We start from the raw sequence: 25,799 nt of genomic DNA, 5'->3' as shown, positions 1-25,799 counted from the left end.
ATGTTCATCGAAATACCGGAAACACTTCAGCCGTATTGTGCAATAAAGCCATGTCTTTTTAATTTCCTGTTCTCATGATCAAACTTGAAGACCTGCTTATCTTCGTGACAGCGGCAGATAGCAGCAGCTTGTCGGCGGCCGCGCGGCAACTGAACTTGACGCCGTCCGTAGCGAGTGCCGGGCTCAAGCGGCTGGAAAACGAGCTAGGCGTCCGGTTGCTGGCGCGCTCGACGCGCAGCTTGCGGCTCACGCCGGATGGCGAGCGATATCTTCAGTACGCGCGCAATGTCATTGGGGAAGTCGAAGCCGGGCGGCACGCTGTGGCGCGGGGTCGCCAGGCTATAGGCGGGACAGTGTCGCTCTCTATTCCATCGGATCTTGGACGGCACGTGCTCGCGCCCTGGCTCGATGAATTCCAGACCAAATATCCGGACGTCACGCTGCAGGTTCGTATTGGCGACCGCGTGACCAACATGTTCAGCAACGCGGTCGACCTCGCGGTCCGCTATGGAACGCCCGAGGATTCGACCCTGATTGCATTGCCATTGGCCCCGGAAAACCGGCGGGTGTTGTGTGCGTCGCCGACTTATTTATCCCAGCACGATTACCCGCTTGTCCCGGAAGATTTGCTCAAGCACAACTGCCTGCGCTTTTCGCTAAGCGATACGGTGCATGACCACTGGACGTTTTATTCCGGCGGCGAACCGGCTTCGGTCAATGTGCGTGGCAATCGCAGCAGTGACGACGGCGAACTGGTCCGTCGATGGGCAATCGCGGGGCATGGTCTCGCATATAAATCGAGAATCGATGTGCTTGGCGACCTGCGCAGCGGCGCGCTTCAGGCGTTGTTGACAGAGCTGGAAGGCGAGCGCGCGCCGTTGAGTCTGGTTTGCGCGCACAGGCTGATGCTTTCTCCCACGATCAATGCGTTGCGCGATTTCCTGCAGCAGCGGATCACGGGCTATCTGGCGGGACCCGCTTGAAAATATAAACAGATGCCCGGAACACTCTGGGCATCTTCATCGGACATGCAGTCAGATGACAGCCGCAAGACCCAGCGTAAATGCCAATGCTGTCACGGAGATAATCGTTTCACAGACAGTCCATGTCTTGAAGGTCTGGGTGACGGTCATGCCGAAATATTCCTTGACCAGCCAGAAACCGCCGTCGTTCACATGCGACAGGATCAGCGAACCCGCGCCCGTGGCAAGCACGAGCAATTCGGGACGCACGCCGGTCGCCGTCGATGCCGCCGCTGCCGCTATGGGCGCAATGATGCCCGCTGCGGTCGCCATGGCGACGGTGGCGGAGCCGGTCGCAACGCGAATCAGCGCAGCCACGAGCCATGCAAGAATCAAGAGGGGCACATGCGCGCCGGTCGCGACATCCACGATAGCCTTGGACGCGCCGCTGTCGATCAGGATACGGCCGAATCCCGCGCCCGCTCCCACCACGAGCGTGATACTTGCCGTGGGCGCGAGACACTCGTTGGTGAACTTGAGAATAGACTCCCGATTGAAGCCGCGCGCGGAACCGAATGTATAAAAGCTGAGCAGCACCGCGAGCAGCAACGCCATGTCGGGATGGCCGATCAAACGCAAGACGTTGTTCACCGTGGACTGCGGCGGCGCGATCAGATCCGCCCAACTGCCGACCAGCATCAGCAGTACCGGCAACAGCACGGTCAGCAGCGTGATGCCGAAGCCCGGCAGTTTTTGTGTGGCGCGTGCCGCGTCCTGTTCGATGAACTGCTTCGCCATCGGATTCACGCCTTCCAGCACCACGAACTTCGCAATCAGCCTGGAAAACAAGGGTCCGGCGATGATGGCCGTGGGAATGCCGACTATCAGCGCATAGAAAATCGTATGCCCGATATCTGCGTTGTACGCGGTCACCGCCAGCAACGCGGCCGGATGTGGCGGAATCAGGCCATGCACGACCGAAAGACCCGCGACCATTGGAATGCCGACGCGGATCATCGACGTGCCGGTGCGCTGCGCGACGTTGAACGCAATTGGAATCAGCAACACGAAACCGACTTCAAAGAACACTGGCAAGCCGACAAGAAACGCGATACACATCATGGCCCAATGCACGTTCTTCGGGCCGAACAAATCGATAAGCGTGCGCGCAATGCGTTCGGCGCCGCCGGACTCGGCCATCATCTTGCCGAGCATGGTGCCCAGTCCCACGACGATCGCAATGTGTCCGAGCGTGCCGCCCACGCCCGTCTCGAATGATTTGAGAATGGACGTCATCGGCATGCCGACGGCGAGCGCGAGCGCGACCGACACCACCATCAGCGTAATAAACGGATTGAGCTTGAAACGCGCGATCAGCACGACGAGCGCAATGATCGCGACCAGCGCGTAGACAAGTAACAGACTTCCCTGGACAGTCGCCATGGAGGCTCCAAGATATCGATCGGAGAGAAACCGGACCGTGCAAAGCGCACGGTCCGGCATACGGGATTAGAACTTGTGACGAATGCCCGCAACGGCCACGATCTGGCCGTTGTTGCTCGAAGGATTCGTGACGCCTTCAACCCATGCCTTGGCGCCCGACGACCGCTGGTAGATGCCGTTCAAATAAAGATCGGTGGTCTTCGACAGGAAATATTCGCCGCCCAGTGCAAGCTGGTTGTAGTGGGCGTTTGCTGCCGTGGCAGAGCTGCTGTTCTGGCTCGTGTAGATATAGCCGAGCGACAGCAGCGTGGCCGGCGTGAACTGATAACGCACGCTCGCTTCGTAGTTGGCGAAGCGCAAGCTGCCGCCGGTCAGCAGGTCGAAGTGTGAATTCGTATAAAGCAGTGCGACGGTCGCGGGGCCGAACGCATACGCGCCGCCCGCACCCCACACCTGATTGCGCGCCACGTTGCTGATAATGGACGAACTGGTGCTGTAGTAGTTGTCCGAAGGCGCCGCACCCGCCGTGTTCGACGCGGGGCGATTGACGAGCGAGTAAGCAGCGTCGAGACGCACCGGCCCGGCGGCATAATCGGCGCCTACGCTCCACGCCCGGTTGTTCGCAAAGTCGCCCGCAGTGTTCGAAAACGCGTACATGGCGTTGGCGGTCAGACCGGCGAACGTCGGCGTGGTGTACTTGACCGCATTGCTCGTGCGGTACGTGTTGTTCAGGTCGTCGTTGTCATAGATGGCGTTGCCGTACTGGCTGAGCGCGCCAACGCCGTTGATCTGCAGGTTCGACAAATAATCCTGCACGCTGTTGTATTGGCGTCCGAGCGTAATCGTACCCGCCTTGTCATTGCTCAACGCGACCCATGCACTGCGGCCGAAGATGCGTCCGCCCTGGCCCGACGCGCCCGATTCCAGGCTGAAACCATTCTCGAGCCTGAACGACGCCTTGTTGCCGCCGCCCAGGTCTTCAGTGCCGAGCAAGCCCCAGCGGGATCCTTGCACGTTGCCTTGCGTCGCCTGGTAGGCGCTGCTGCCTTTTTGGTTGTTGGTATAGGTAAAGCCTGCATCCACGATACCGTAGAGCGTCACGCCGCTTTGCGCAAAAGCGGTATGCGCGAAGCTTCCGGTCACGGCGACGGCAATCGCCGTGCGAAGAATCTGCTTGTGCATCTGGGTTTCCTCTGGTCGAAAGAAGGGCGTCCGTCGACGAATTTTTATTGTCTTCAACGGGCATAAGGATTACTAAACATGCAGGGCGAAGCAACGCCGGAAATTACTCCGGCGAAGCGGTCATACAAGAAAAGTCGTGCAGGAAAAGCTCAGTCAGGCCAGTTGCGGCGGCCCGAAAGACGTCGCGCATCGCGCTGATAAAACGGCGTAATCAACGGTTCCGGCGCGCGTTGCGCGCGCTCGAGTTCCGCGAGCAGGCGTTCAAGAACAACATGTTCCTGACCGGGATGCAAATTGCACGGATCGATGAAAAAGAAATTCAGTTCGGCTTCGTGGTCACGAACGATCACGGGCATGCTGCCCGCCGGCGGATGCGAGAGCGCGTCGGCGAGATCCCACGCGCTGATACGCGCATTGCGTGGATCGATGGAAAGCTTCAGGCGATCGAGCGGATTGCCGGTCGGATCGGCATCGATTTCCGCGCGTATGCCCGGACGGCCGCTCAGTCCGGCAATCCACAGGTCCAGATAGCCGCGCTCGCGTGCGCGTGCCGCCGCATGGTCGCGATGCTGCCATTGTTCGAGCGCGGCGATCGCTCCCGCGATGCCTTCCTTGCCGACTTTCATGCCGCGCCCAATGCCGCCATTCTGGAAATACGCGGCACGCACGAGTGTTTTCCGGCCCGCCACGATCCCGGCCGTCAAGCCGCCAAGAAACTTGTGCGCCGAATACAGCACGAGATCGGCGCCGGCTGCAATAAAGCGCGTGAGGTCGTATTCGGAGGCTGCATCGACAATGACCGGCACGCCCCTGGCATGCGCTTCGGCAATGAATTCCTCGACCTGGATCAGCCCGAACTGCACCGTGTGATGCGAGACCACGTACAGCGCCGCGGTCGTGCGTTCGGTGATGGCGGACGCCAGTTGATAACCGTGCGCTTCGGTCGCGGCGCCCACCGGCACAACGCGCGCGCCGGCGAGGCGGATCGCCTGGTCGATGGGTGCGCCATAATTGACGAGATGACCCGTCTGGATGACAACTTCGTTACGCATGCCGCTGGTATCCGGCAGGCGTTCGATCAGGCCGGCGTCGTCGCCCGTCATGGTCGCGGCGATGCTTAGGGTGATCGCTGCCGAACACGACGCCGTGACGTAGCCGCCTTCGCTGCCGCAAGCTCGAGCGATTGCGGCCGACGCCTTGCGCTGCAAGTCGTCGATCTCGACGAACTGCGGCAGGATCGAAGCCACGGCTTCAATCACCGGCGGCGCCACGATGGACGCGCCAAGACTCGTCATCGTGCCGTTCACATTGATGACGGGGCGCAGGCCCAGGCGAGAATAAAAATCCATCGTGCGGCTCCTGATGTTCCTTTATTATGGAACATATGTTGTAATTGTGTATTAGATTAGCATACGATTTCCCTGCGTCAACTAGACAAAAACAATCAGCCCTGAGGAGTGCAATGACTCGCAAGCCCCGTGATCCCGTGCAGGAACCTGACGCGAACGTGGCGCGAACCAGTCAGGATGTCGCCGCGCCGCGTACTCGCACCAGTGCGATCGACCGTGCGGTGCAGATCCTCGATGCCTTGCAGGAAGCCGGCCGGCCGACCACTGCGTATGAAATCGCGCGCAGTGTCGGCGCACCGCTTTCCACTGTGTATTCCATCATCAATGACCTGGTCGAGAAGAACCTGCTTGCACGTACGCCCGATGGCGCCATCTGGCTGGGCTCGCGCTTGTATGGTTATGGTTTGACGTACGCCAGTTCGCTCGATTACCTCGCGGTCGCGCACGAAGAAATGAACCGCCTTTCGGCGCAGGTTGGTGAAACCGTGCAGGTCTGCGGGCTCGAAGAGGGAATGATGGTCGTGCTGCAAATGGCGGAAGGACCGGGACATTTTCGCGTGACGTCGCGTGTGGGAAGCCGCGTGCCGCTCAATTGGACAGCATCCGGGCGATTGCTCGTGGGGCATTTGCCCGATGCCGAACGTGTTGCGTATTTCGCGCGGCATGCGAAATCGTCGCCTACCGCGCGCGCCGAAACGAGGCCCGATGTACTCGCACGCATGGCCCGTGAAGCGCTGGACGCGCGCTTGTCCATCCAGATCGGTGAATCAGATGCATCGGTTGCGTGCCTCGCCGCGCCCGTGCTCGATCAGGCGGGCGACTGCGTTTTCACCATTTCGATTGTGATGCCCGAAGCCAAAGCGCTTCAGAGTACTGAACAATTCGGCGATGAACTGAAGGTCGTCGCCGCACGCATAGAAACGCGCCTCGGCTGGCATCGCCGTGCATCGGAATCCGTGGCTTGAACGCCGGCCGTCCGGCTTTTCCCCTTGTCTTCAACACTGAAAGAGAACTGACGCAACATGGTAATTTCGACTGAGATGAACTGCTACGACCGACTGCGGGCTCGCGGATTGAAACTTCAGGACGTGCCCGCGCCGATAGGCAACTTCACTCATTGCACACGCGAAGGCAACCTGCTGTTCTTGTCCGGGCAAGGACCGCTCGACGACTCCGGCCGGTTGATGAAAGGCAAGGTCGGCAATGACGTCTCCACCGACGAAGCGTACAACCACGCGCAGCTTGTTGGCCTCAATCTGCTGTCCGTGCTGCATGCGGAACTGGGCGATCTCGGCCGCGTGACGCGCATCGTCAAGCTGCTCGGCATGGTCAACGCAACGCCGGATTTCGCCGACCATCCGCGCGTGATCAATGGCTGCTCGGATCTTTTCATCGACGTATTCGGCGAAGCCGGGCGGCATTCGCGTTCAGCTGTCGGCGTTGGATCCTTGCCGGGAAATATCACGGTGGAGATTGAAGCCATTGTCGCGGTTCGCGATTAGGCCGACGCCTCCCGAAAGCACTGTATGGGTGTACAGTATCGACTTCATCCGCGGTTATCTCACCCTTGCATGCCTTGTCATGGCGGCTGTCAAGCGAGCCGGATTGTTGAAGGGCGCACGGGTGGACGATCTAACTCATTGAACCGGTTAGGAAAAATTGGCATCCAACAACGCAATCCGCATTCGCGGCGCTCGCCAGCATAATCTCAAGAACATCGACCTGGACCTGTACACGGGCCAGATGACCGTGGTGACCGGTCCTTCGGGCTCCGGTAAATCGAGCCTCGTTTTCGATACCCTCTACGCCGAAGGCCAGCGCCGCTACGTCGAGACTTTCAGCGCGTATGCGCGGCAATTCCTGGACCGGATGGATCGTCCGCAGGTCGACCGCGTGGATGGCGTGCCGCCGGCCATTGCCATCGACCAGACGAATCCGGTGCGCAGTTCGCGCTCGACGGTCGGCACAATGACCGAGTTGAACGATCACCTCAAGCTGTTCTACGCACGCGCCGCCGAACTCTTCGATAAAAAGACCTCGCATCAGGTCCGGCATGACACGCCCGAAACCATCTACGTGGAATTGCTGGAGCGCACGAAGGCGAACGACCCGCGTATTGCGATTACCTTCCCCGTTGAGCTGCCGGAATCCGCGAGCGACGAAGAAGTCGCGCAGTGGCTTTCCGCAAGCGGCTATACGCGCGTGCAGGCGAAACGGCATCAGGACGGACGGCAGATGCTCGACGTCGTCGCCGACCGGTTCCGTTTGCAGAACACGGAACGCTCGCGAGCGCTCGAGGCCATCGAAGGTGCGTTGCTGCGCGGCACGGGGCGCGTGAACGTTTACGTGCTGCCGGAATCGGGCGAAGAAGCGCCTGAAAAAGCGGACGTTCCGACGTGGCGTTTTTCAACGGGCCTGCACAGCCCGGAGAGCGATATTCGCTACGCCGATCCACAACCCGCATTGTTCTCATTCAACTCGGCGTACGGCGCGTGCGAAACGTGCCGTGGTTTTGGCCGCGTGATCGGCGTGGATCTCGGCCTTGTGATTCCCGACGAGCGCAAGACCCTGCGCGGTGGCGCGATCAAGACGTTGCAGACACCCGCATGGCAGGAAAACCAGGACGACTTGTTGCGCTATGGCGCGAAGGCGGGTATTCGCCTTGGGGTGCCATGGAGCGAACTGACGCAGAAGGAGCGCGACTGGGTCATCAACGGCTCGCCGGACTGGACGGGCAAGTGGCAGAACCAGTGGTACGGCGTGCAGCGTTTCTTCGATTATCTTGAGTCGAAGGCTTACAAGATGCACATTCGCGTATTGCTGTCGAAATATCGCAGCTATACCAAGTGTCCGGTGTGCGAAGGCGCGCGGCTGAAAACCGAAGCGCTGCTATGGCGTCTCGGCACGAAGGAGCAGGCTGACGCCGTGCTGAATCCGGCTGACCGTTTCCTTCCGGCCGGTGTCGAGTGGACGCGTCCGCAACTGGAAGCACTGCCCGGCCTGACGCTGCATGACCTGATGTTGATGCCTATCGACCGGATTCGACGGTTCTTCGATTCGCTCACATTGCCGAGCACCTTGCTCGACGACGCGCTCAAGCTGCTGCACAACGAAGTTCGCACGCGCCTGAAATATCTCTGCGATGTCGGCCTGGGTTATCTCACGCTGGATCGTCAGAGCCGAACGCTTTCGGGCGGCGAAGTGCAGCGGATCAACCTGACCACCGCACTCGGCACGTCGCTCGTGAACACGCTGTTCGTGCTCGATGAACCGAGCATCGGCCTGCATCCGCGCGATCTGAACCGCATTGTGGAGGCCATGCACCGGTTGCGCGACGCGGGCAATACGCTCGTGGTCGTGGAGCACGATCCGTCGGTGATGCTCGCGGCGGATCGTCTTATCGACATGGGTCCGGGACCGGGCGAACGCGGCGGCTCGATTGTCTATGACGGTTCGCCGAACGACATCGAGCACAGCGAAACACTCACGGGCGCGTATCTCGGCGGCCGCAAGCACGTGGCGCACGCGTCGAACTGGCAGCGCCGCGCGGTCGATGCAAAGACGCCGCGGCTCGTGCTCGAAGGTGCGACGGAGCACAACTTGCGCGACGTCACGGTCGAGATTCCGTTGCAGCGTCTGGTATGCGTGACGGGCGTATCGGGCTCGGGTAAATCGACGCTGATTCAGGACGTGCTCGCACCGGCCTTGCTGCGCCATTTCGGCAAGGCGACGGAAACGCCGGGTGCGTTCCGCGCGTTGCAAGGCGCCGATGCGCTGAGCGAAGTCATCTTCGTGGATCAATCGCCTATTGGACGCACGGCGCGCTCGAATCCGGCAAGCTACGTTGGCGCGTTCGATGAAATCCGCAAGCTGTTCGCGAAGGCCCCGCTTGCGGCGCAACGCGGCTACAGCGCAGGCATGTTCAGTTTCAACTCTGGCGACGGACGCTGTCCGACTTGCGGCGGGTCGGGCTTCGAGCACGTCGAGATGCAGTTCCTGAGCGACGTCTACTTGCGTTGCCCGGATTGCGATGGCCGGCGGTATCGGGCGGAAATCCTGGATGTGCAGATCGAGCGCGATGGACGCTCGCTGAGCGTGGCCGACGTGCTTGACCTGACCGTGAGCGAAGCCGTTGCGTGCTTTGCTCAGGACAAGGAAGTGCTGCGCGTGTTGCAACCCATTGTGGACGTTGGACTCGAATACGTGAAGCTTGGGCAACCCGTCCCCACGCTCTCCGGCGGTGAAGCGCAACGCCTTAAATTAGCGGGTTTCCTCGCGGAAACGGCGCAGGCGAGCGGCAACAAGCCGGGGCGCCTGTTCATGTTCGACGAACCGACGACCGGTCTGCATTTCGACGATATCGCCAAGCTGATGCAGGCGTTGAGACGTCTGCTCGAGCGTGGCCATTCGCTGATCGTGATCGAGCACAATCTCGATGTGATCCGCGCCGCCGACTGGATCATCGACCTGGGTCCCGAAGGCGGCGACGCCGGCGGCCTGGTTGTTTGCGTCGGCACGCCGGACGATGTTTCGGCATGCGAACAATCGCATACCGGCAAGGCTCTGCTCGATTATGAAGAAGCAATGGCGCCAGGCGCCGCGCAAAAGCGCGCTTCTGGCGTACCGTTACAACTCGCGGCCGAAGTTGCTGCCGCGCGGCGCGCGTTGCAGGGCGAGGACGTGGTGCGTATTGTCAATGCACGTGAACACAATCTGAAGTCGCTCGATGTGGATATCCCGCACGGCAAGTTCAACGTGATTACGGGCGTATCGGGTTCGGGCAAGTCCACGCTCGCCTTCGATATCCTCTTCCACGAAGGGCAGCGCCGTTATCTGGAATCGCTCAACGCGTATGCGCGTTCCATCGTGCAGCCGGCGGGACGGCCCGAAGTCGATGCCGTCTACGGCATTCCGCCGACCGTTGCCATCGAGCAGCGTTTATCGCGTGGCGGGCGCAAGAGCACGGTCGCCACCACGTCGGAAGTCTGGCATTTCCTGCGGCTTCTGTATGTGAAGCTCGGCATTCAGCATTGCATTCACGACGGCGCGCCGGTCACGGCGCAAAGCGCTGAATCAATCGTCGCGCAGATCCTGCGTGACTTCAAGGGCCAGCATATCGGCTTGCTTGCGCCGCTTGTCGTGAACCGCAAGGGAATCTATACAGACCTCGCAAAATGGGCAAAAACCCGCGGCCACACGCACTTGCGCGTGGATGGCGAGTTCCTGCCGGTCGACCCGTGGCCGAAGATCGACCGGTTCAGGGAGCACACCATCGAGTTGCCGGTTGGCGACCTGATTGTCAGCGTGAACGACGAAGCATCGCTCAGGAAGATGCTCGAGGACACGCTCGAACTCGGCAAGGGCGTGATGCATCTGCTCGCGCCGCTCGACGACCTGCATGGCGCGCTCAATGGCGGCAAGAAGGGCACGAAGCACGTCGGTGAAATCCGCGTGTTCTCGACCAAGCGCGCATGCCCGGTGTGCGGCACGAGCTACCCGGAACTCGATCCGCGCATGTTCTCGTACAACAGCAAGCATGGCTGGTGCCATACATGCGTGGGAACTGGCGTCAAGCTCACGCGCGAGCAGCGCGAGGCGTATGACGACACCTTGCTGTCCGAAGACGTTCGCGGCCGGGAACAGACGATTCCATCGGCGCAACAGGAGCCCGATGACGTCGGCGACCAGCCGTGCCCGGATTGCGAAGGCACGCGCCTGAACGAAGTCGCGCGCGCGGTGACGTTCGGCAATCAGCCGATCACGGAAGTCGGCCGATGGACGGTCAGCGCCACGCGCGGCTGGGTCAACAAACTGAAGCTCAAGGGGCGCGATGCGGATATTGCGCGCGACGTTGTCAGCGAAATCGAAGGACGCCTGCAATTCCTCGAAGAAGTTGGCCTCGGTTATTTGAGCCTCGACCGCGCGGCGCCCACGCTGTCCGGCGGCGAAGCGCAGCGCATCCGTCTCGCGGCGCAGCTCGGGAGCAACCTGCAGGGCGTGTGCTACGTGCTCGATGAACCGACGATCGGACTGCATCCGCGCGACAACAAGATTCTGCTTGACGCGCTCAAGAAGCTCGGCGACAAGGGCAATACGCTGGTTGTCGTGGAGCATGACGAGGACACCATTCGCCGCGCGGATCACATCATCGACATTGGTCCGGGTGCGGGCAAGCGCGGCGGCACGGTCGTGGCGCAAGGCGTGGTCGCCGACCTGTCGGCGCAGCCTGATTCGCTCACGGGCCAATATCTGGCGAACCCGATCCAGCATCCGCTGCAGCCGCGTCGCGACGTAAAGACGGCAACGGCAAAACGCGCCGCCACGCCGGAAAACTGGCTCACGGTGCATGGCGCGACGTTGCACAACTTGCGCAACGTAACCGCGAGCATGCCGCTCGGACGCCTGATCGCCATCACCGGCGTAAGCGGTTCCGGCAAGTCGACGCTTGCTCGCGACGTGCTGATGACCAATCTGCTCGATGCCGTCGGGCGCTCGGTGTTGTCGTCGCCGGCTACCCGCCGCGCCCGCAAGACCGCGCAGGCCGACATGCCGGCGCGCAACCGTTCGAGCGTGTTGTCGCGTGAAGCGCCGCGTCCGAAATTCGATGTCACGCATCGTTGGCAAGGTTGCACGGAAGTGACCGGCTTCGAGACCATCGACCGGGTGCTCGAAGTCGACCAGACGCCGATCGGCAAGACGCCGCGTTCGTGCCCGGCTACTTACATCGGCATGTGGGACACCATCCGCAAGCTGTTCGCCGACACGCTCGAATCGCGCGCGCGCGGCTATACGCCGTCGCGTTTCTCGTTCAACACCGGCGAAGGACGCTGCCCGGCCTGCGAGGGCCAGGGCGTGCGCACCATCGCGATGAGTTTCCTGCCGGACGTGAAAGTGCCGTGCGACGTCTGCCACGGCCAGCGCTTCAATCCCGAGACGCTGGCGGTGACGTGGCGCGGGAAGAACATCGGCGAAGTCCTGACCATGGAGATAGACGAAGCCGTCGAGTTCTTCTCGGCAATGCAGAGCATCGCGCATCCGCTGCAACTGATGAAGGATGTCGGGCTGGGCTATCTGACGCTTGGCCAGCCGTCGCCTACGTTGTCGGGCGGCGAGGCGCAGCGGATCAAGCTGGTGACGGAATTGTCGAAGGTGCGGGACGACATCGGCCGGCGCGGGCAGAAAGCGCCGCACACGCTGTACGTGCTCGATGAGCCCACCGTCGGGCTGCACATGGCCGACGTTGCAAAGCTGATTCGCGTGCTTCACAGGCTGGTGGACGGCGGCCATTCGGTGGTTGTGATCGAGCACGACCTGGATGTGATCGCCGAGGCCGACTGGGTTATCGACCTGGGGCCGGAAGGCGGCACAGAAGGTGGATCGATCGTGGCATCGACCGATCCCGGGACGCTGTCCAGGAATCCGCGCAGCCACACCGGCGCGGCGCTGCGGCCGGTTCTGGAGCGTGGCACGGCAGTTCCGGCCGAGGAAGTTCAGTAACTTTTGTAGGGCAGGAACTTGCCCGATAAAACCACGTTGACCCGGTCCCCCTTGGGATCGGGTTCGCGCTGGATGTCCATCGAGAAGTCGATGGCGCTCATGATTCCATCGCCGAATTCCTCGTGGATCAGTTCCTTGATCGTCGTCCCGTAGACGTTCACGATCTCGTACCATCGGTAGATCAGCGGGTCGGTCGGAACGGCGGTTGGCAGCGAGCCTTTATAGGGCACAATCTGCAACCAGGCGACGGCTTCGTCGGAGAGATCGAAGCATGCGCCGACGACTTCGGCCTGCGCCTTGGAAAAGGTCATCTGCCCCAGGCAGCCGGCCGTCACCCATTCCTTGCTCAAGCCGACTTTCTCCGCCACGTCGGCCCATTTCAGCCCTTTGCTCACCTTGGCGGCGAGAATCATGCGAGTCACTTCGCTGCGATCGGAAATCATGTCTGTCACTCCTCGAGGGTTGCCTGAAGCGAGTGTATCGATCAAACGCGCGGCCGGCTGGCGGACAAAAATACTGCGGGAGGTTTATGTCATGTCGAAGCCGGTCAGCGATCTCAACACATTGCTTGCATCGATGTCGCCGGAATTGCAGCCAGGCGTCTATGTGTATGCGAGCGTGCCGTTCGACACCGATTTATCCGGCCTGACGCCAGTCGCGACCTTTCGCGAGCGCGAAGGCCTGACGGTCATCGTGGAGGAAGCCGAGGCGTTGAAGTCGGGGTTCGAACCGCTGTTCCGCGCGGCCTGGATCACGTTGACCGTGCACTCGGATCTCCAGGCGGTCGGGCTGACGGCGGCATTCGCGACCGCGCTCGGAAAGGCGAATGTCAGTTGCAACGTGGTCGCGGCGGCGTATCACGATCACCTGTTCGTGCCTGTCGAGTCGGCCAATGCCGCGATGGCCGCGTTGCGGCAACTTCAACTCGACGGGCTGTGAGATATCGCCTTTGCGCTGGTATGCTGGCGCCCTTATTCCACTGAACATCACCATCGAACCGCAATGGCAACGCAGGACAAAGCAGTCGCACTGAAGAAAATGAAATGGTTCGCCACCGGCCTGTTGCTGGCGGCCGCCGCGCTGTTCGTGCTCGCGAGAAGCCAGCACGAGGCGGGCGCCTGGGCATGGGTCGCGGCTTTTGCTGAAGCGGCCATGGTCGGCGCGCTGGCCGACTGGTTCGCGGTCGTTGCGCTGTTTCGTCATCCGCTCGGTTTGCCGATCCCGCACACGGCCATTCTTCCGGCGAACAAGGCGCGCGTCGCAGACAACCTCGCGGAATTCGTCCGGGATAAATTCCTCGGCACCGACGCGCTGGTCGCCCGCGTGAACACCTTCGATCCCGCGGGCCGTCTCGCCGTATGGCTCGCCGAACCGGCAAACGCGGCGCTGCTGGGCAAGAAGGCGGTCGCGGCGGCAAGCCAGATGCTTGAGTTCATCGACGACGAACGCGTCAAGTCGATGCTCCACGAAGCGCTGCGCCGTCGCGCCGGACAGTTCGATCTGGCGGGCGCGGTCGGCGCTTTGCTGTCGACCATGACGGCGGATCGCCGCCATCAGATGCTGCTCGACGAAGGCCTGCGCGAACTCGCGCAATGGCTCGACCGCGAAGAAGTGCAGGGCATTCTCGCCGGGAAGATCATTGAAGTGGCCGGTGAGGAATATCCGAAGCTGATCGGCATGCTGGGCTTTGTTGGCCTGAGCGCCGAAGACCTCGGCAACAAGTTTGCCGGCGGCCTGGTGCGTGGCGCGAACAAATGGCTGCATGACATCAGCGACGACCCGGAACACGAGCGGCGCAAGGCGTTTGACCGCTCGGTGGAAGGCTTTATAGAACGGCTGAAATCGGACCCGGCGTTTCGCGAACGTATTGACCAGCACAAGCGCGAATGGCTCGAACGTCCGGAATTGCGCACCTACGTAAATAGCCTGTGGGACGAATTCAAGGACTGGCTGCGCCGCGATCTTTCCCAACCTGATTCCACTCTGAACAGGAAGGTGACGGGCGCGGCTTCGTCGTTTGCGTCAGCGTTGAGCGACGATCCCGCGCTGCGCGAATCGATCAACGAGCATATGCGCGACGCGCTTCGTTCGCTCGCGCCGGAACTGCGCGAGGGTATTGCCAGGCATATTGCCGCGACCGTACGCAACTGGGATGACGCCACGCTCGTGCGCGACGTGGAACTGAGCGTGGGCCGCGACCTGCAGTTCATCCGCGTGAACGGCACGCTGGTCGGCGGCCTGGTTGGCCTGATCATCCACGCCGTGTCCATGTTGATGGTTTAAGCTTTCGACCAGCAGTGCTCTGATTCTCCTTGACGAGACCGAACATGACGGACCCGAACGCCGCCTTGATCCAGCGTTTCTATGAAGCCTTCCAGCGTTGCGACGCTGAAGCGATGGCCGCTTGCTACGCGCCCGACATCGAATTCAGCGATCCCGTGTTCGGCATGCTGCGCGGCCGAGAAGCCTCCGACATGTGGCGCATGCTGCTCGCGCGGGCGGCGGAGTTTTCGCTGACCTTCGGCGACATCAAAACCATCGGGCAGACGGCGACGGCGAACTGGGTCGCGACCTATCGCTTTTCTCAGACCGGCCGCATGGTCGTGAACCGCATCAACGCGCGCTTCGTGATTCGCGACGGCCTGATTGTCGAACATCACGACAGCTTCGATCTCTGGGCCTGGAGCCGTCAGGCGCTGGGATTGAAGGGTTTGCTGCTTGGGTGGACGTCGCTCGTGCAAAACAGGATCCGGGCGCAGGCGGCGAAGGGTCTCAGAACATACAGGCAGCAACCGAAGACATGACGTGCATCGATTCTCCCGCTCGCGAAGGACGTCTCAACGACGAATGGCTCGAAGCCGACGGATTCGGCGGCTTCGCTTCCGGGACGGCGGGCACCGAGCGCACCCGCCGATACCACGCGTTATTGCTAAGCGCCACGCAACCGCCCACGGGACGCATGGTGCTCGTGAACGGCGTGGAAGCGTGGCTGGAAGATGCATCGGGAAACACCCGCATTCCGCTTACCATGCAGCGCTATGGCGAAGGATCGGTGTGGCCGGATATATCGGCGAGCCTGCTTTCATTCGACACCGAACCGTGGCCCACATGGCGCTTCAAGATCGGCGACACTCAGATACTCACGGCCGAGGTTCTTGTCGGGAAAGCGAGCGCGCGCACGGTGCTTCGCTGGCGGCTCGATAACGGCGCGCTGACGTTGAAAGTGCGGCCCTTGATGTCGGGCCGCGACTATCACGCGCTGCATCACGAGAATGCGGCGTTCAATTTCGACTACGTTCAAAGTGGCGATCAGATCCGCTGGCAAGCCTATGGCGATGTGCCCGCCGTGGTCGCGGCATCGAATGGATCGTATGTCCACGCGCCCGACTGGTATCGCAACTTTTGCTACACGGTCGAGCGCGAACGCGGCATGGATTTCAATGAAGACCTCGCGACACCCGGCGTTTTTTCCTTCGATTTATCGCGTGGGGAAGCGGTACTCGTGTTGAGTGCGAATGAGGGCGCGACGACAAGCGCCGAAGCGACCGCCACGCAAATTGCCGAGACCGAGCGAGCGCGCCGCGCGGCTTTTTCCTCCATGCTTGAACGTTCCGCCGACAGCTACATCGTGGCGCGAAACGAAGGCACCACCATCCTCGCGGGATTCCCATGGTTCACCGACTGGGGCCGCGACACGTTCATCGCAATGCGCGGCTTGTTGATTGCGTCGGGCCGTCTCGGCGACGCCGAATCGATCCTGCTCGAATGGTCCGGCACGATCTCGGAAGGCATGCTGCCCAACCGGTTTCCCGACAGCGGCGGCGCGCCGGAATACAACTCGGTCGATGCCTCGTTGTGGTTCGTGATCGCGGTTCACGACTATCTGGCAACGGGACACGCCGGCGAAAAAACAGTTGAGCGCTTGCGGCAGGCCGTGGATGCAATCCTCGACGGCTACACCAGCGGCACTCGTTATCAGATCGCCGCCGATCCCAAAGATGGCCTGCTGCGCGCCGGCGTTCCCGGCGTCCAACTGACGTGGATGGATGCAAAAGTGGGCGACTGGGTGGTGACGCCGCGCATCGGCAAGCCGGTTGAAGTGCAGGCGTTGTGGATCAATGCATTGCGCGTTGCCGCTGCGTGGAATCCGCGCAGAATCGAAGCGGCCACGCGCGCGGCGCACGCGTTTCAACAACGTTTCACCGACCCCGCCAGCGGCGCGCTTTACGATGTCGTGGACGTCGACCACGAATCCGGTGAAATCGATCATTCCATTCGGCCGAACCAGCTTTTTGCGGTGGGCGGCTTGCCGTTTTCGTTGATCGACAACCCGGACAGCGCGCGTGCCATCGTCGACCAATGCGAGCAGCTTTTGCTTACGCCAATGGGCATGCGCACGTTGTCGCCACAAGATCCTGCTTACAAGGGCCGATACACCGGCACGCCGCTCGAACGCGATGGCGCCTATCATCAGGGCACTGTATGGCCGTGGCTGCTTGGGGCCTTCGTGGAGGCATGGCTGCGAGTGCATGGCAATGACGCAGCGTGCAAGGCGCAGGCCCGCGAGCGTTTCCTGAAACCGCTGCACGATCATTTGCACCGGGCGGGGCTCGATCATGTCTCGGAAGTCGCGGACGGCGATGCGCCGCATACGCCCGGGGGCACGCCGTTCCAGGCGTGGTCGCTCGGCGAACTGATGCGCATTGAACGCCTGCTTGTTACCGATACCTGACGATTAATGCCGATGTCGCGCAAAAGCGCTAGATTATCGGTCTTACTGTCACGCAAAACCAAAGGACGCACCATGCCGCCACTGCGCGCCACCAAGTCGCTCGATACCATCGAAGGATCGCGTCTTCATTCCACCGACTGTTCGCGCTGGCAACGCTGGGGCCCGTATCTCAGCGAGCGTCAATGGGGCACGGTGCGCGAGGATTACAGCGAGAACGGCACGGCCTGGGACTATTTTCCGCACGATCATGCGCGCAGCCGGGCGTACAGATGGGGCGAGGACGGCATTGCGGGATTCAGCGACGACAAGCTCAACTGGTGCGTGTCGCTCGCCATGTGGAACGGTCGCGACGCCATCCTGAAAGAGCGTTTATTCGGTCTGACGAACGCGCAGGGCAATCATGGCGAGGACGTGAAGGAGCTTTATTTCTACGTCGACGGCACGCCCACGCATTCCTATATGCGCATGCTGTACAAGTATCCGCAGGCGGCTTTTCCCTATGACGATCTCGTTGCGGAAAACGGCCGGCGCGGCGCGGACATGCCCGAGTATGAAGTGCTCGATACAGGAGTCTTCGAGGACAACAAGTACTTCGATGTCCACATCGAATATGCAAAGCATACGCCCGAGGACATCGTGATGCGGGTGACGGTCGAGAATCGTGCGGATCATCCGGCGATCATCGACCTGTTGCCGCAGATCTGGGCGCGCAACACATGGTCGTGGAAAAATGCGGAGAAGCCATCGCTGAAGTTGCAGTCCGATGCGAAAGGCACACGCGTGATCGCGCATTGCAACGGCCACGCGCCCATGGTCGTGACGGCGCAAGCACGCAACGGCGCGACGGTCGACTGGGTGTTCTGCGAGAACGAGACCAACGTCAGGCGTCTTTTCAACTCAGAAGGCGCGGGACCGTTCAAGGACGGCTTCAACGATTACATCGTTCATGGCGAGGAAAACGCCATTCGCCGCGATGCCGGCACGCGCGCCGCTGCGCACGCGCATATCGAAGTGCCCGCGTATGGCCGCTCGATTATCACCCTGCGCTGGCGTCCCGAAGCCGATGCCGATACGGACCGCCAGCCGCTTGATATCGATGCACTGTTCGCCCGCCGCATTGCGGAAGCGGATGCGTTCTACGCTGGCCTGCAGCACGAAATGGACGACGCCGACCAGCGCCTCGTGCAGCGTCAGGCGCTTGCGGGCATGTTGTGGTCCAAGCAGTTTTATATGTTCGATATCACGCGCTGGATGGACGGCGACCCGTTGCAGCCTACGCCACCCGCTGGCCGCAAGCGTGGCCGCGACGCCGACTGGCGGCATTTGTGCAACGCGGACATTGTTTCCATGCCCGACAAATGGGAATACCCGTGGTATGCATCGTGGGATCTGGCCTTTCATGCAGCAGCGTTCGCACTGATCGATCCTGCGTTTGCAAAGCGCCAGTTGCTGCTGCTGGTCAAGGATCGCTACCAGCATCCGAACGGGCAATTGCCTGCTTACGAATGGGCTTTCGGCGACGCCAATCCGCCGGTCCACGCATGGGCCACATGGCGTGTCTACGAAATCGATCGCGCCATTACGGGCAAGACGGATCGCGACTTTCTCGAACTTGTTTTCCACAAGCTGCTGCTGAACTTCTCGTGGTGGGTGAACCGCAAGGACACCGATGGCCGCAACATTTTCCAGGGCGGTTTTCTCGGGCTGGATAACATTGGCATCTTCGACCGGTCGGCGCCGCTGCCAACGGGCGGCCGTATCGATCAATCGGATGGCACCGCGTGGATGGCCGCTTACGCGCTCGACCTGATGCGCATCGCGCTCGAACTTGCGGTTGCGAATCACGTTTTTGTCGATATCGGCGTGAAGTTCTTCGAGCATTTTCTGTACATAGCCGAAGCCGTCAGTTGCAGCGATACCTGCGAAACCGGTCTCTGGGACGAACGCGACGAGTTCTTCTACGACGTGCTGCAACTTCCCGACGGCACCAGCGTGCCGATGCGCATTCGCTCTATCGTGGGCCTGATTCCGTTGTTCGCAGTGCATGTGCTCGAAGAACATCTGCACGGTCACTTGCCTGGATTGCGCGATCGCCTCACATGGTTCCTCGAGCATCGTCCGGATCTGGCGAAGCTCGTGTCGCGATGGGACGAACCGGGCAAGGGCAATAGCCTGCTGCTTTCGGTATTGCGCGGGCATCGCATGAAAGCGTTGCTTAAGCGCATGCTCGATGAAACCGAATTCCTCTCCGACTATGGCGTGCGCGCTTTGTCACGGGTGCATCAGGACGAGCCGTTCGTGCTGCAGCATAACGGCGACCGTTTTTGCGTGAAGTACCTGCCGGCGGAATCGGATTCGCGTGTGTTCGGCGGCAACTCGAACTGGCGCGGACCGGTCTGGATGCCGGTCAACTACCTGCTGATCGAATCGCTTTACGAGTTTCATCGATATTACGGCGATGATTTCCGCGTGGAATATCCTACGGGATCGGGCGAAAAGCTTTCGCTGAGCGCAATCGCCGATGAACTCGCAAAGCGCCTGACGCGCCTGTTCCTCAAGGACAAGAACGGCCGGCGTCCGGTGATGGCGGCATACCCGCAATTGCAGGCCGATCCGCGTTCGGATGATCTCGTGCTGTTTCACGAGTATTTTCACGGCGACACGGGGCGCGGCGTGGGCGCGTCGCACCAGACCGGATGGAGCGGGCTGGTTGCATTGCTCCTGCAGCCGCGCGTGACCGACGTAGCGGGCAGCATGCCCGTTGGCGGCGCGGCTGTTCCTCAGGAAGCCGAGCTCGTGACGAAGTAGTTACTCGTTGCAGAGCATCAGCACTTTTTCGGCATCGGTGCAGGCGCGCCTGGGTGCGCGCTGTGTCACCGGCGGGGTGCTGGCCGATGCGGTCTTCTTGATGCACGCGCGCAAATGCTTTTCTATCGGCGGGTAGTATTTCCATCCCCGGCTCAAGGGCGGCAGTTCCAGCTTCACTTGCTTCCATTTCGGATGACCGTTGGCTTGCAGTTCATCGAAGTGAGTACAGAGCGAATCCGCGAACTGCGTCATTGCTCCAACCGTACCGCGCAGGTTGTAGTCGTAGGTCACGAGGAACGCCTTCACCGTCAGTGTCGGCGAGTCTTCCTTGATCCAGTTCGGATAGCTCGTCGTGCGGATCGTCGCCGGAAAATAGGTCTGCTCGGCGCGCGCCGTCTCGGGTACTGACGGATCGAGTTTGAGCAGCTTGATCTGGCTCAGCAACTCCGGATTCAGATCCTGAAAAAGCTTCGCCGGCTGACCCGCGACGATGATCGCCACGTCGAGCTTGCGCACGATCAGCTTGGCGAGCGCGTCCTCATTGCTGTAGTGCTGCGCCTGCGCTTCCGGAATAGGCTGGTTGAACATCAGCTTGTAGAGCGTGGTTGCCGATTGCGCGGTGCCGCTTCCGATCAGTCCCACGCTGATGTTCTTGTCCTTGATCTCGTGGATGTAGTTGATCGGCGAATCGGAACGGACCACGAAGTAGATCTCTTCGTTATAGAGCGGCATGATGAGACGCAGCGGCTCAATGATCTTGCCCGCTTCGGCGTTGCCGGCTTTCGCCATATCCAGATAGGCCTGGTACACGTCCGATTGCACGAGCGCGAATTTCACGCCCGGCTCGTAACGCATGCGTTGCACGTTCTCGGCGGAGCCCTTCGACGCCAGCACGTCCAGGCTCATGTTGATGGGATCCGCGACCCATTTCGCCAGGTCCTGGCCGATCTGGATATAGGTGCCGCGTTCAGGTCCGGTGACGATCTTGTAATCGGCTTGCGCGTGGGCGCTGCCCACGAAGCCCGAGAGCCCGAGCAGGGCGACGAGCATGAGTACGGTCTTGCGCATGATGTCGTGTGAGTCTTTTTAATGTGTTTGGCTACGTTTATTGCACGCATTGATCAGTGTGGCTCGCGTCTCCTGGCACGGCCGTTTTGTCTCCTCCAGGTCTCCTTGTTTGATCGTGTACTTCTCGTATGCCGTGCGTCTCAGGTCTATTGTGATTGAGAAGGTGGCTTCTGCGATTGCCCTTTGGTCCAGCCGGATTCGAGGATCGCGCGCTCTTCGGCGTCGGGATCCGTGGTGTTGCGGACGGGCGCGGCCGAGGTGGACGGTATCGACGGCTGGACCACTGCCGCACGCACGGGAGTCGACTCGGTGACGGGCGCGGGCTGATTCGCGGTGCGAGACGTTGCGGTGTCCACCGACGGTGTACGGACGGCCGCCGGTGCGGCAGGTGACACAGCGCGTACGGTCGCCGCTTCCGGGCCATCGGGCATCGGAATGAATGTCGATGTTGAAGGCAAGGACGCTGGTTGAGACGCCGGCACATATCTGGATGAAGCCAGCGGCGCATGCGATCCCGTGCTCACACGCGTCGAGTCCGAGGCGACGGGCGCCGGTTGTGTAGTGGCTGTCACCGTGGCGGGCATGACGGGGATGGGACGCGATTGCACGGCAGGCTGCGGCACAACTTTTCGCGCAGGCGCGGGTATTGATGCCGTCGCGGCGCCGGGGTGTTGTCCCGCGACAAACGCGGGTGAAGTCGCCGTTGCCAGCGGCGTAGTTCCACCTGATTTCGGCGCAGCATGCGCCGTCGCGGGCGGCGTCTTGTTCAGCCAGCCCGAACGCGTGATCGCGTGCTCGACAAGCGTTTGTGCTTCGACATTGCTCGCATCGATTGCCAGCACGTCACGCGCATTCTGGCGCACGCATATCCACGAGCCCGTTGCCTCGCAACCGCGCGCTGTTTGCAGAAGGCTGTCGCGGGTGTGCTCCAGGCTCGCAAGCTCGGACTGGGTGCGCTGGATGTTGCCCGCGCCCAGTTGCGCCGCCGGAATCCTGGAGAAACGGCGGCGGGCGGTGCTCAGGTCGCCGCGTTCCATGGCGTCGCGCGTGGCCTGCAGATTGTCTATGGTCGCCGCCGGTATTGTCGCGACCGTGGGCGCCGCGGCGGCCGGCGTCTGCGTCTGTGTCTGCGCTGCCGGTTTTGCCGGCGGTGCGGCCGCGAAACGGTTTACAGCCGCCGATTCCGGCGCGGACGCGCCTTGCGCTGCTTTCATATCGATGGCGCCATAGGCACTGTGACCGGTTGGCGTCGGCGTGCTTGTGCCTTCACGCTCGCCAGTTTGCGAATAAATCACGCCACCGGCGATCAATGCCAACATGACAGCGGCAAGCGTGATGCTCTTCGAGTTGTCCCAGCGATGCTCGCCGGTCCCGGCGAGTTCGGCTTCTTCAGGCAGACTGGGATAGGGCGAGGGCGCCGCCAGCGATCCCCGGCGCGCCACGAGCGGCAGGCGCAGTCCGTTTGAGAACGTTGCGGTCTTCCCGGCCACGATGGAGCCGCCGCCGTGATCGGCGCCGCAATGCGGGCATGTCTCGGCGTCGTCTGGCATGGAATTGCCGCAACGCATGCACGTCGCGGATTTGAGAGAAGAGGGAAAGAAAAGACGGGCCATGCGAAAAACCTCCCGGGACACAAGGGTTGTCCATACCGCTTGCGCGTCCGGTTAATTCAGACGAATCGGCGCTCGTATGATGATATTGCTTCGGACTCCCTAGGCTGGACATGCGCCAAGCGAGCCGGAACCAATATGTGACATCTCCGCGATGCCGTCAACACATCGTCCATGACGTCGTCCATGCGCGGCTGGCGCGCGAACAAGGCCGGTAAATGCCCGTGCTGGCTTTGTCGCTCAAGGCGCGCATCGACATGTAAAAGCGACCTGCGGATTCGTCGTCAGCGAGCTAGGTTCTGTCCGATTACGCCGGCTCGGAGCAACGCCATGCGTTGCGCAGCACGCAAATGTGCGCGGTCAAAACTGGATTTTTTTCAGGGGTATGCGCTGGAGGGGAAGGTGTAGACGTGCGCTCGTGGAGATTCCGCACACGAATGGATCGGCGTTCGGGGCAGCAGTCGACCGCCGCCCCGAAGACTGGAACAACTCTATTTGCCCAACTGCAGCTTGCCGTCGATACGACGATTCAGGCCAAGCGGGTTTTCCGTCTTGAGCGCATCGGGTAACAATGCATCGGGCATGTCCTGATAGCTCACTGGGCGCAGGAAACGATCGATGGCGAGGCTGCCGACCGACGTGGAACGTCCATCGGCGGTGGATGGAAACGGACCGCCATGGACCATTGCGTGGCCCACTTCCACACCTGTGCCGAACCCGTTCACGAGAATCCGCCCCGTACGGCGTTCGAGTGCGGGCAGGATCTTGGCGGCATCGGCGTAGTCGGCTTGATCGATGTGCAGTGCTGCCGTCAACTGACCTTCCAGTTCTTCGATCAGATCGAACAGGGTGGCAAGGTCAGGGCAACGCACGATCAGCGAAGCCGCGCCGAAGATCTCTTCCTGCAACTCCGCGTTGGCGCGAAATGCTGCGGCGGTCGTCGAGAACAGCGCCGCTTGCCCCTGCGTTGCGCCCTTGGCTTCGCCGCCGCGCGCGAGCGTCTTGACATCGCTGTGTTCGGCCGTCTTGCCGAGCGCCGATACATACGCGCGATGAATGCCCGGCGTCAGCATGGTCGCTGCGGGAATATCGGCGAGCGCGGCCGAGGTTGCTTGAATGAAAGCGTCGAGATCGGGTCCATCGACCGCGAGGACCAGTCCCGGGTTCGTGCAGAACTGACCGGCGCCCAGGGCGAGCGAGCTTGCGAACGCCTTGCCGATTGCCGCACCGCGATTCTTCAGCGCGTTCGGAAAAAGCAGGACAGGGTTGATGCTGCTCATTTCCGCGTAGACGGGTATGGGTTCGCGACGCGCGGCCGCGAGCTTCATCAGCGCCGTGCCGCCTCCACGCGAGCCGGTGAAACCGACTGCCTTGATGCGCCGGTCCGACACCAGACCCTGGCCAATATCCCGGCCGCTATCGAAGAGAAGGGAGAACGTGCCTTCAGGCAAGCCGCAATCCGCGACCGCTTTTTGCACGGCCGCGCCGACCAGCGCCGACGTACCCGGATGCGCCGAGTGCGCCTTCGCGATCACGGGGCAACCTGCGGCGAATGCGGAAGCGGTGTCGCCGCCAGCCACCGAGAACGCCAGCGGAAAATTGCTCGCGCCGAATACGGCGACCGGGCCGAGCGGCACGTAACGCAGGCGCAGGTCCACGCGCGGCAGCGGCTGACGCTGCGGCTGCGCCGGATCGATACGCACGCCAAGGAAATCGCCTTCACGCACGACTGCCGCGAACATGCGCAACTGGCCGACAGTCCGGCCGCGCTCGCCTTCAATGCGCCCACGCGGCAAGCCGCTTTCCGCGACACACCGCTCGATCAGCACATCGCCGATATCAAGGATGTTCTGCGCGATCGTTTCGAGGAATCTGGCGCGTGTCTCGAGCGGCAATTCGCGATACACATCCGACGCTGCCCAGGCAAGCGCGCATGCGTCTTCAAGCTGCGCCAGCGTCGCGCCACCAAAGGCCGGGGCGAGTGGTTCACCGGTGGCCGCATCGACGCCCTTGATCGCGCCGTTCGTGCCGTGAACACGCTGTTTGCCGATCAACAGATCGCTGGAAATTTCCATGATGATTCGAATCCTTGGATAGTGTCAGTGTGTAAAGAGGCGTGGATGTATGCGTCATTTGCCCCAGCTCAGGACGAGCGGGTCAAGCCGGCGTGCGACTTTAAGAAGGCCGGCGCGCGTGGCGGGGTGCATCGGCGCGAAAGGGTGGCGCGTTGCGTCCGAACGGATCACGCTGCCTTCCATCATCAGCGTCTTGCAGGCTGCAAGGCCGCACTGGCGGTTTTCGTAATTGATCAGTGGTAGCCACTGCTCGTAAAGGTCGGCGGCGCGTTCCGTGTCGCCGGCCGTGTACGCATCGACGATCTTGCGGATACCGTCCGGATAGCCGCCGCCGGTCATTGCGCCGGTTGCGCCTGCATCGAAATCCGGAATCAGCGTGATCGCTTCCTCGCCATCCCACGGGCCCACGACCGCGTCGCCGCCGACTTCGATCAGTTCACGCAGCTTGGATGCCGCCTGCGCCGTCTCGATCTTGAAGTACGAGACGTTCTGCACTTCCTTCGCGAGCTTGGCAAGGAAGGGCGCGGAGAGCGGCGTACCGGCGACGGGCGCGTCCTGGATCATGATCGGGATATCGATTGCGTCTGAAACCCGGTCGAAGAATTCGTAGATACCGCGCTCGCCCACGCGGATGGTCGCGCCGTGATATGGCGGCATGACCATGACCATCGCTGCGCCCGCGTCCTGCGCCGCGCGGCTGCGCGCCGCGCAGACGTCGCTGCTGAAATGGGTGGTCGTCACGATCACCGGCACGCGGCCAGCCACGTGTTCGAGCACCGTTTTCTGCACGGCGGCGCGTTCGTCGTCGGTGAGGGCGAACTGCTCGGAGAAATTGGCGAGGATGCACAGGCCGTGCGATCCGGCGTCGATCATGAAGTCGATCGCGCGGCGCTGGCCGTTCAAATCAAGCCGTCCGGCGGAATCGAAGACGGTGGGCGCGACCGGGAACACGCCGCGATAGATCGGTTGGGTCATGAAAGTCTCCAATTCTGATTTGGGGCCACTATAGGGCGAGCGTGCTGGCGTTGTATAGTGAAACCTTTCCATCTCGTGATCGCTTTCGCGACTCACCC

17 protein-coding genes are annotated in these 25,799 nt (G+C 61.7%); 9 read left to right on the top strand and 8 right to left on the bottom strand.

Annotation, left to right across the window (positions count from 1 at the left end):
• Positions 1-74: 74 nt before the first annotated feature.
• Positions 75-983, top strand: a complete 909-nt coding sequence (locus ACRWA7_RS10330; protein WP_060856679.1) for a LysR family transcriptional regulator — start codon at positions 75-77, stop codon at positions 981-983.
• 51 nt (positions 984-1,034) lie between these two features.
• On the opposite strand, the gene ACRWA7_RS10325 is transcribed toward ACRWA7_RS10330, so the two are convergent.
• The 3 genes from ACRWA7_RS10325 to ACRWA7_RS10315 form a co-directional block, all read right to left on the bottom strand.
• Positions 1,035-2,405, bottom strand: a complete 1,371-nt coding sequence (locus ACRWA7_RS10325; protein ID WP_438392566.1) for a GntT/GntP/DsdX family permease — start codon at positions 2,403-2,405, stop codon at positions 1,035-1,037.
• Between the two features lie 66 nt (positions 2,406-2,471).
• The gene (locus ACRWA7_RS10320) at positions 2,472-3,587 is read right to left on the bottom strand and encodes a porin (protein WP_438392565.1); all 1,116 of its coding nucleotides are present in this window, start codon (positions 3,585-3,587) and stop codon (positions 2,472-2,474) included.
• Between the two features lie 149 nt (positions 3,588-3,736).
• The gene (locus ACRWA7_RS10315) at positions 3,737-4,936 is read right to left on the bottom strand and encodes an aminotransferase class V-fold PLP-dependent enzyme (protein ID WP_438392564.1); all 1,200 of its coding nucleotides are present in this window, start codon (positions 4,934-4,936) and stop codon (positions 3,737-3,739) included.
• A gap of 113 nt (positions 4,937-5,049) precedes the next feature.
• Here ACRWA7_RS10315 and ACRWA7_RS10310 point away from each other — a divergent pair, with 113 nt between their 5' ends.
• From ACRWA7_RS10310 to uvrA, 3 genes are all read left to right on the top strand, one after another.
• Positions 5,050-5,901, top strand: coding sequence for an IclR family transcriptional regulator (locus tag ACRWA7_RS10310; protein ID WP_082850523.1), 852 nt, complete (start codon positions 5,050-5,052; stop codon positions 5,899-5,901).
• A 75-nt stretch (positions 5,902-5,976) separates the two neighbouring features.
• Complete coding sequence (locus ACRWA7_RS10305) at positions 5,977-6,438, top strand: RidA family protein (protein WP_060856751.1); 462 nt, start codon at positions 5,977-5,979, stop codon at positions 6,436-6,438.
• A gap of 157 nt (positions 6,439-6,595) precedes the next feature.
• Positions 6,596-12,433, top strand: a complete 5,838-nt coding sequence (gene uvrA, locus ACRWA7_RS10300) for an excinuclease ABC subunit UvrA (RefSeq protein ID WP_438392563.1) — start codon at positions 6,596-6,598, stop codon at positions 12,431-12,433.
• On the opposite strand, the gene cynS is transcribed toward uvrA, so the two are convergent.
• A complete protein-coding gene (gene cynS / locus ACRWA7_RS10295) occupies positions 12,427-12,876 on the bottom strand; it encodes a cyanase (RefSeq protein WP_060856674.1) in 450 nt (149 codons plus the stop codon). The two genes, uvrA and cynS, sit on opposite strands and share 7 nt — an antisense overlap.
• A 91-nt stretch (positions 12,877-12,967) precedes the next feature.
• Here cynS and ACRWA7_RS10290 point away from each other — a divergent pair, with 91 nt between their 5' ends.
• From ACRWA7_RS10290 to ACRWA7_RS10270, 5 genes are all read left to right on the top strand, one after another.
• Positions 12,968-13,372 carry an ACT domain-containing protein gene (locus tag ACRWA7_RS10290; RefSeq protein WP_438392751.1) on the top strand — a complete coding sequence of 135 codons (405 nt, stop codon included), beginning with the start codon at positions 12,968-12,970 and terminating at the stop codon, positions 13,370-13,372.
• A gap of 63 nt (positions 13,373-13,435) precedes the next feature.
• The gene (locus tag ACRWA7_RS10285) at positions 13,436-14,716 is read left to right on the top strand and encodes a DUF445 domain-containing protein (RefSeq protein ID WP_438392562.1); all 1,281 of its coding nucleotides are present in this window, start codon (positions 13,436-13,438) and stop codon (positions 14,714-14,716) included.
• Between the two features lie 44 nt (positions 14,717-14,760).
• A complete protein-coding gene (locus tag ACRWA7_RS10280) occupies positions 14,761-15,237 on the top strand; it encodes a nuclear transport factor 2 family protein (protein ID WP_060856671.1) in 477 nt (158 codons plus the stop codon).
• The gene (locus tag ACRWA7_RS10275) at positions 15,234-17,165 is read left to right on the top strand and encodes an amylo-alpha-1,6-glucosidase (RefSeq protein WP_438392561.1); all 1,932 of its coding nucleotides are present in this window, start codon (positions 15,234-15,236) and stop codon (positions 17,163-17,165) included. Before ACRWA7_RS10280 ends, ACRWA7_RS10275 begins: the two co-directional genes overlap by 4 nt.
• A gap of 72 nt (positions 17,166-17,237) precedes the next feature.
• Entirely contained in the window at positions 17,238-19,973 is a 2,736-nt protein-coding gene (locus tag ACRWA7_RS10270) for an MGH1-like glycoside hydrolase domain-containing protein (RefSeq protein ID WP_438392560.1), read from the top strand.
• Here ACRWA7_RS10270 and ACRWA7_RS10265 read toward each other — a convergent pair whose 3' ends face one another.
• The 4 genes from ACRWA7_RS10265 to ACRWA7_RS10250 form a co-directional block, all read right to left on the bottom strand.
• Positions 19,974-21,023: a TAXI family TRAP transporter solute-binding subunit gene (locus tag ACRWA7_RS10265; RefSeq protein ID WP_438392749.1), complete on the bottom strand. Its 1,050-nt coding sequence runs from the start codon at positions 21,021-21,023 to the stop codon at positions 19,974-19,976.
• 164 nt (positions 21,024-21,187) lie between these two features.
• Positions 21,188-22,591 carry a hypothetical protein gene (locus ACRWA7_RS10260; protein ID WP_438392559.1) on the bottom strand — a complete coding sequence of 468 codons (1,404 nt, stop codon included), beginning with the start codon at positions 22,589-22,591 and terminating at the stop codon, positions 21,188-21,190.
• A 551-nt stretch (positions 22,592-23,142) separates the two neighbouring features.
• Complete coding sequence (locus tag ACRWA7_RS10255; protein WP_438392558.1) at positions 23,143-24,726, bottom strand: aldehyde dehydrogenase (NADP(+)); 1,584 nt, start codon at positions 24,724-24,726, stop codon at positions 23,143-23,145.
• Positions 24,727-24,780: 54 nt separating this feature from the next.
• Positions 24,781-25,701, bottom strand: coding sequence for a dihydrodipicolinate synthase family protein (locus ACRWA7_RS10250; protein WP_438392557.1), 921 nt, complete (start codon positions 25,699-25,701; stop codon positions 24,781-24,783).
• Between the last annotated feature and the right edge of the window lie 98 nt (positions 25,702-25,799).

The organism is Caballeronia sp. DA-9 (assembly GCF_051615025.1).
Lineage (GTDB): Bacteria > Pseudomonadota > Gammaproteobacteria > Burkholderiales > Burkholderiaceae > Caballeronia > Caballeronia sordidicola.
This window is presented reverse-complemented; position numbering and strand designations above follow the sequence as displayed.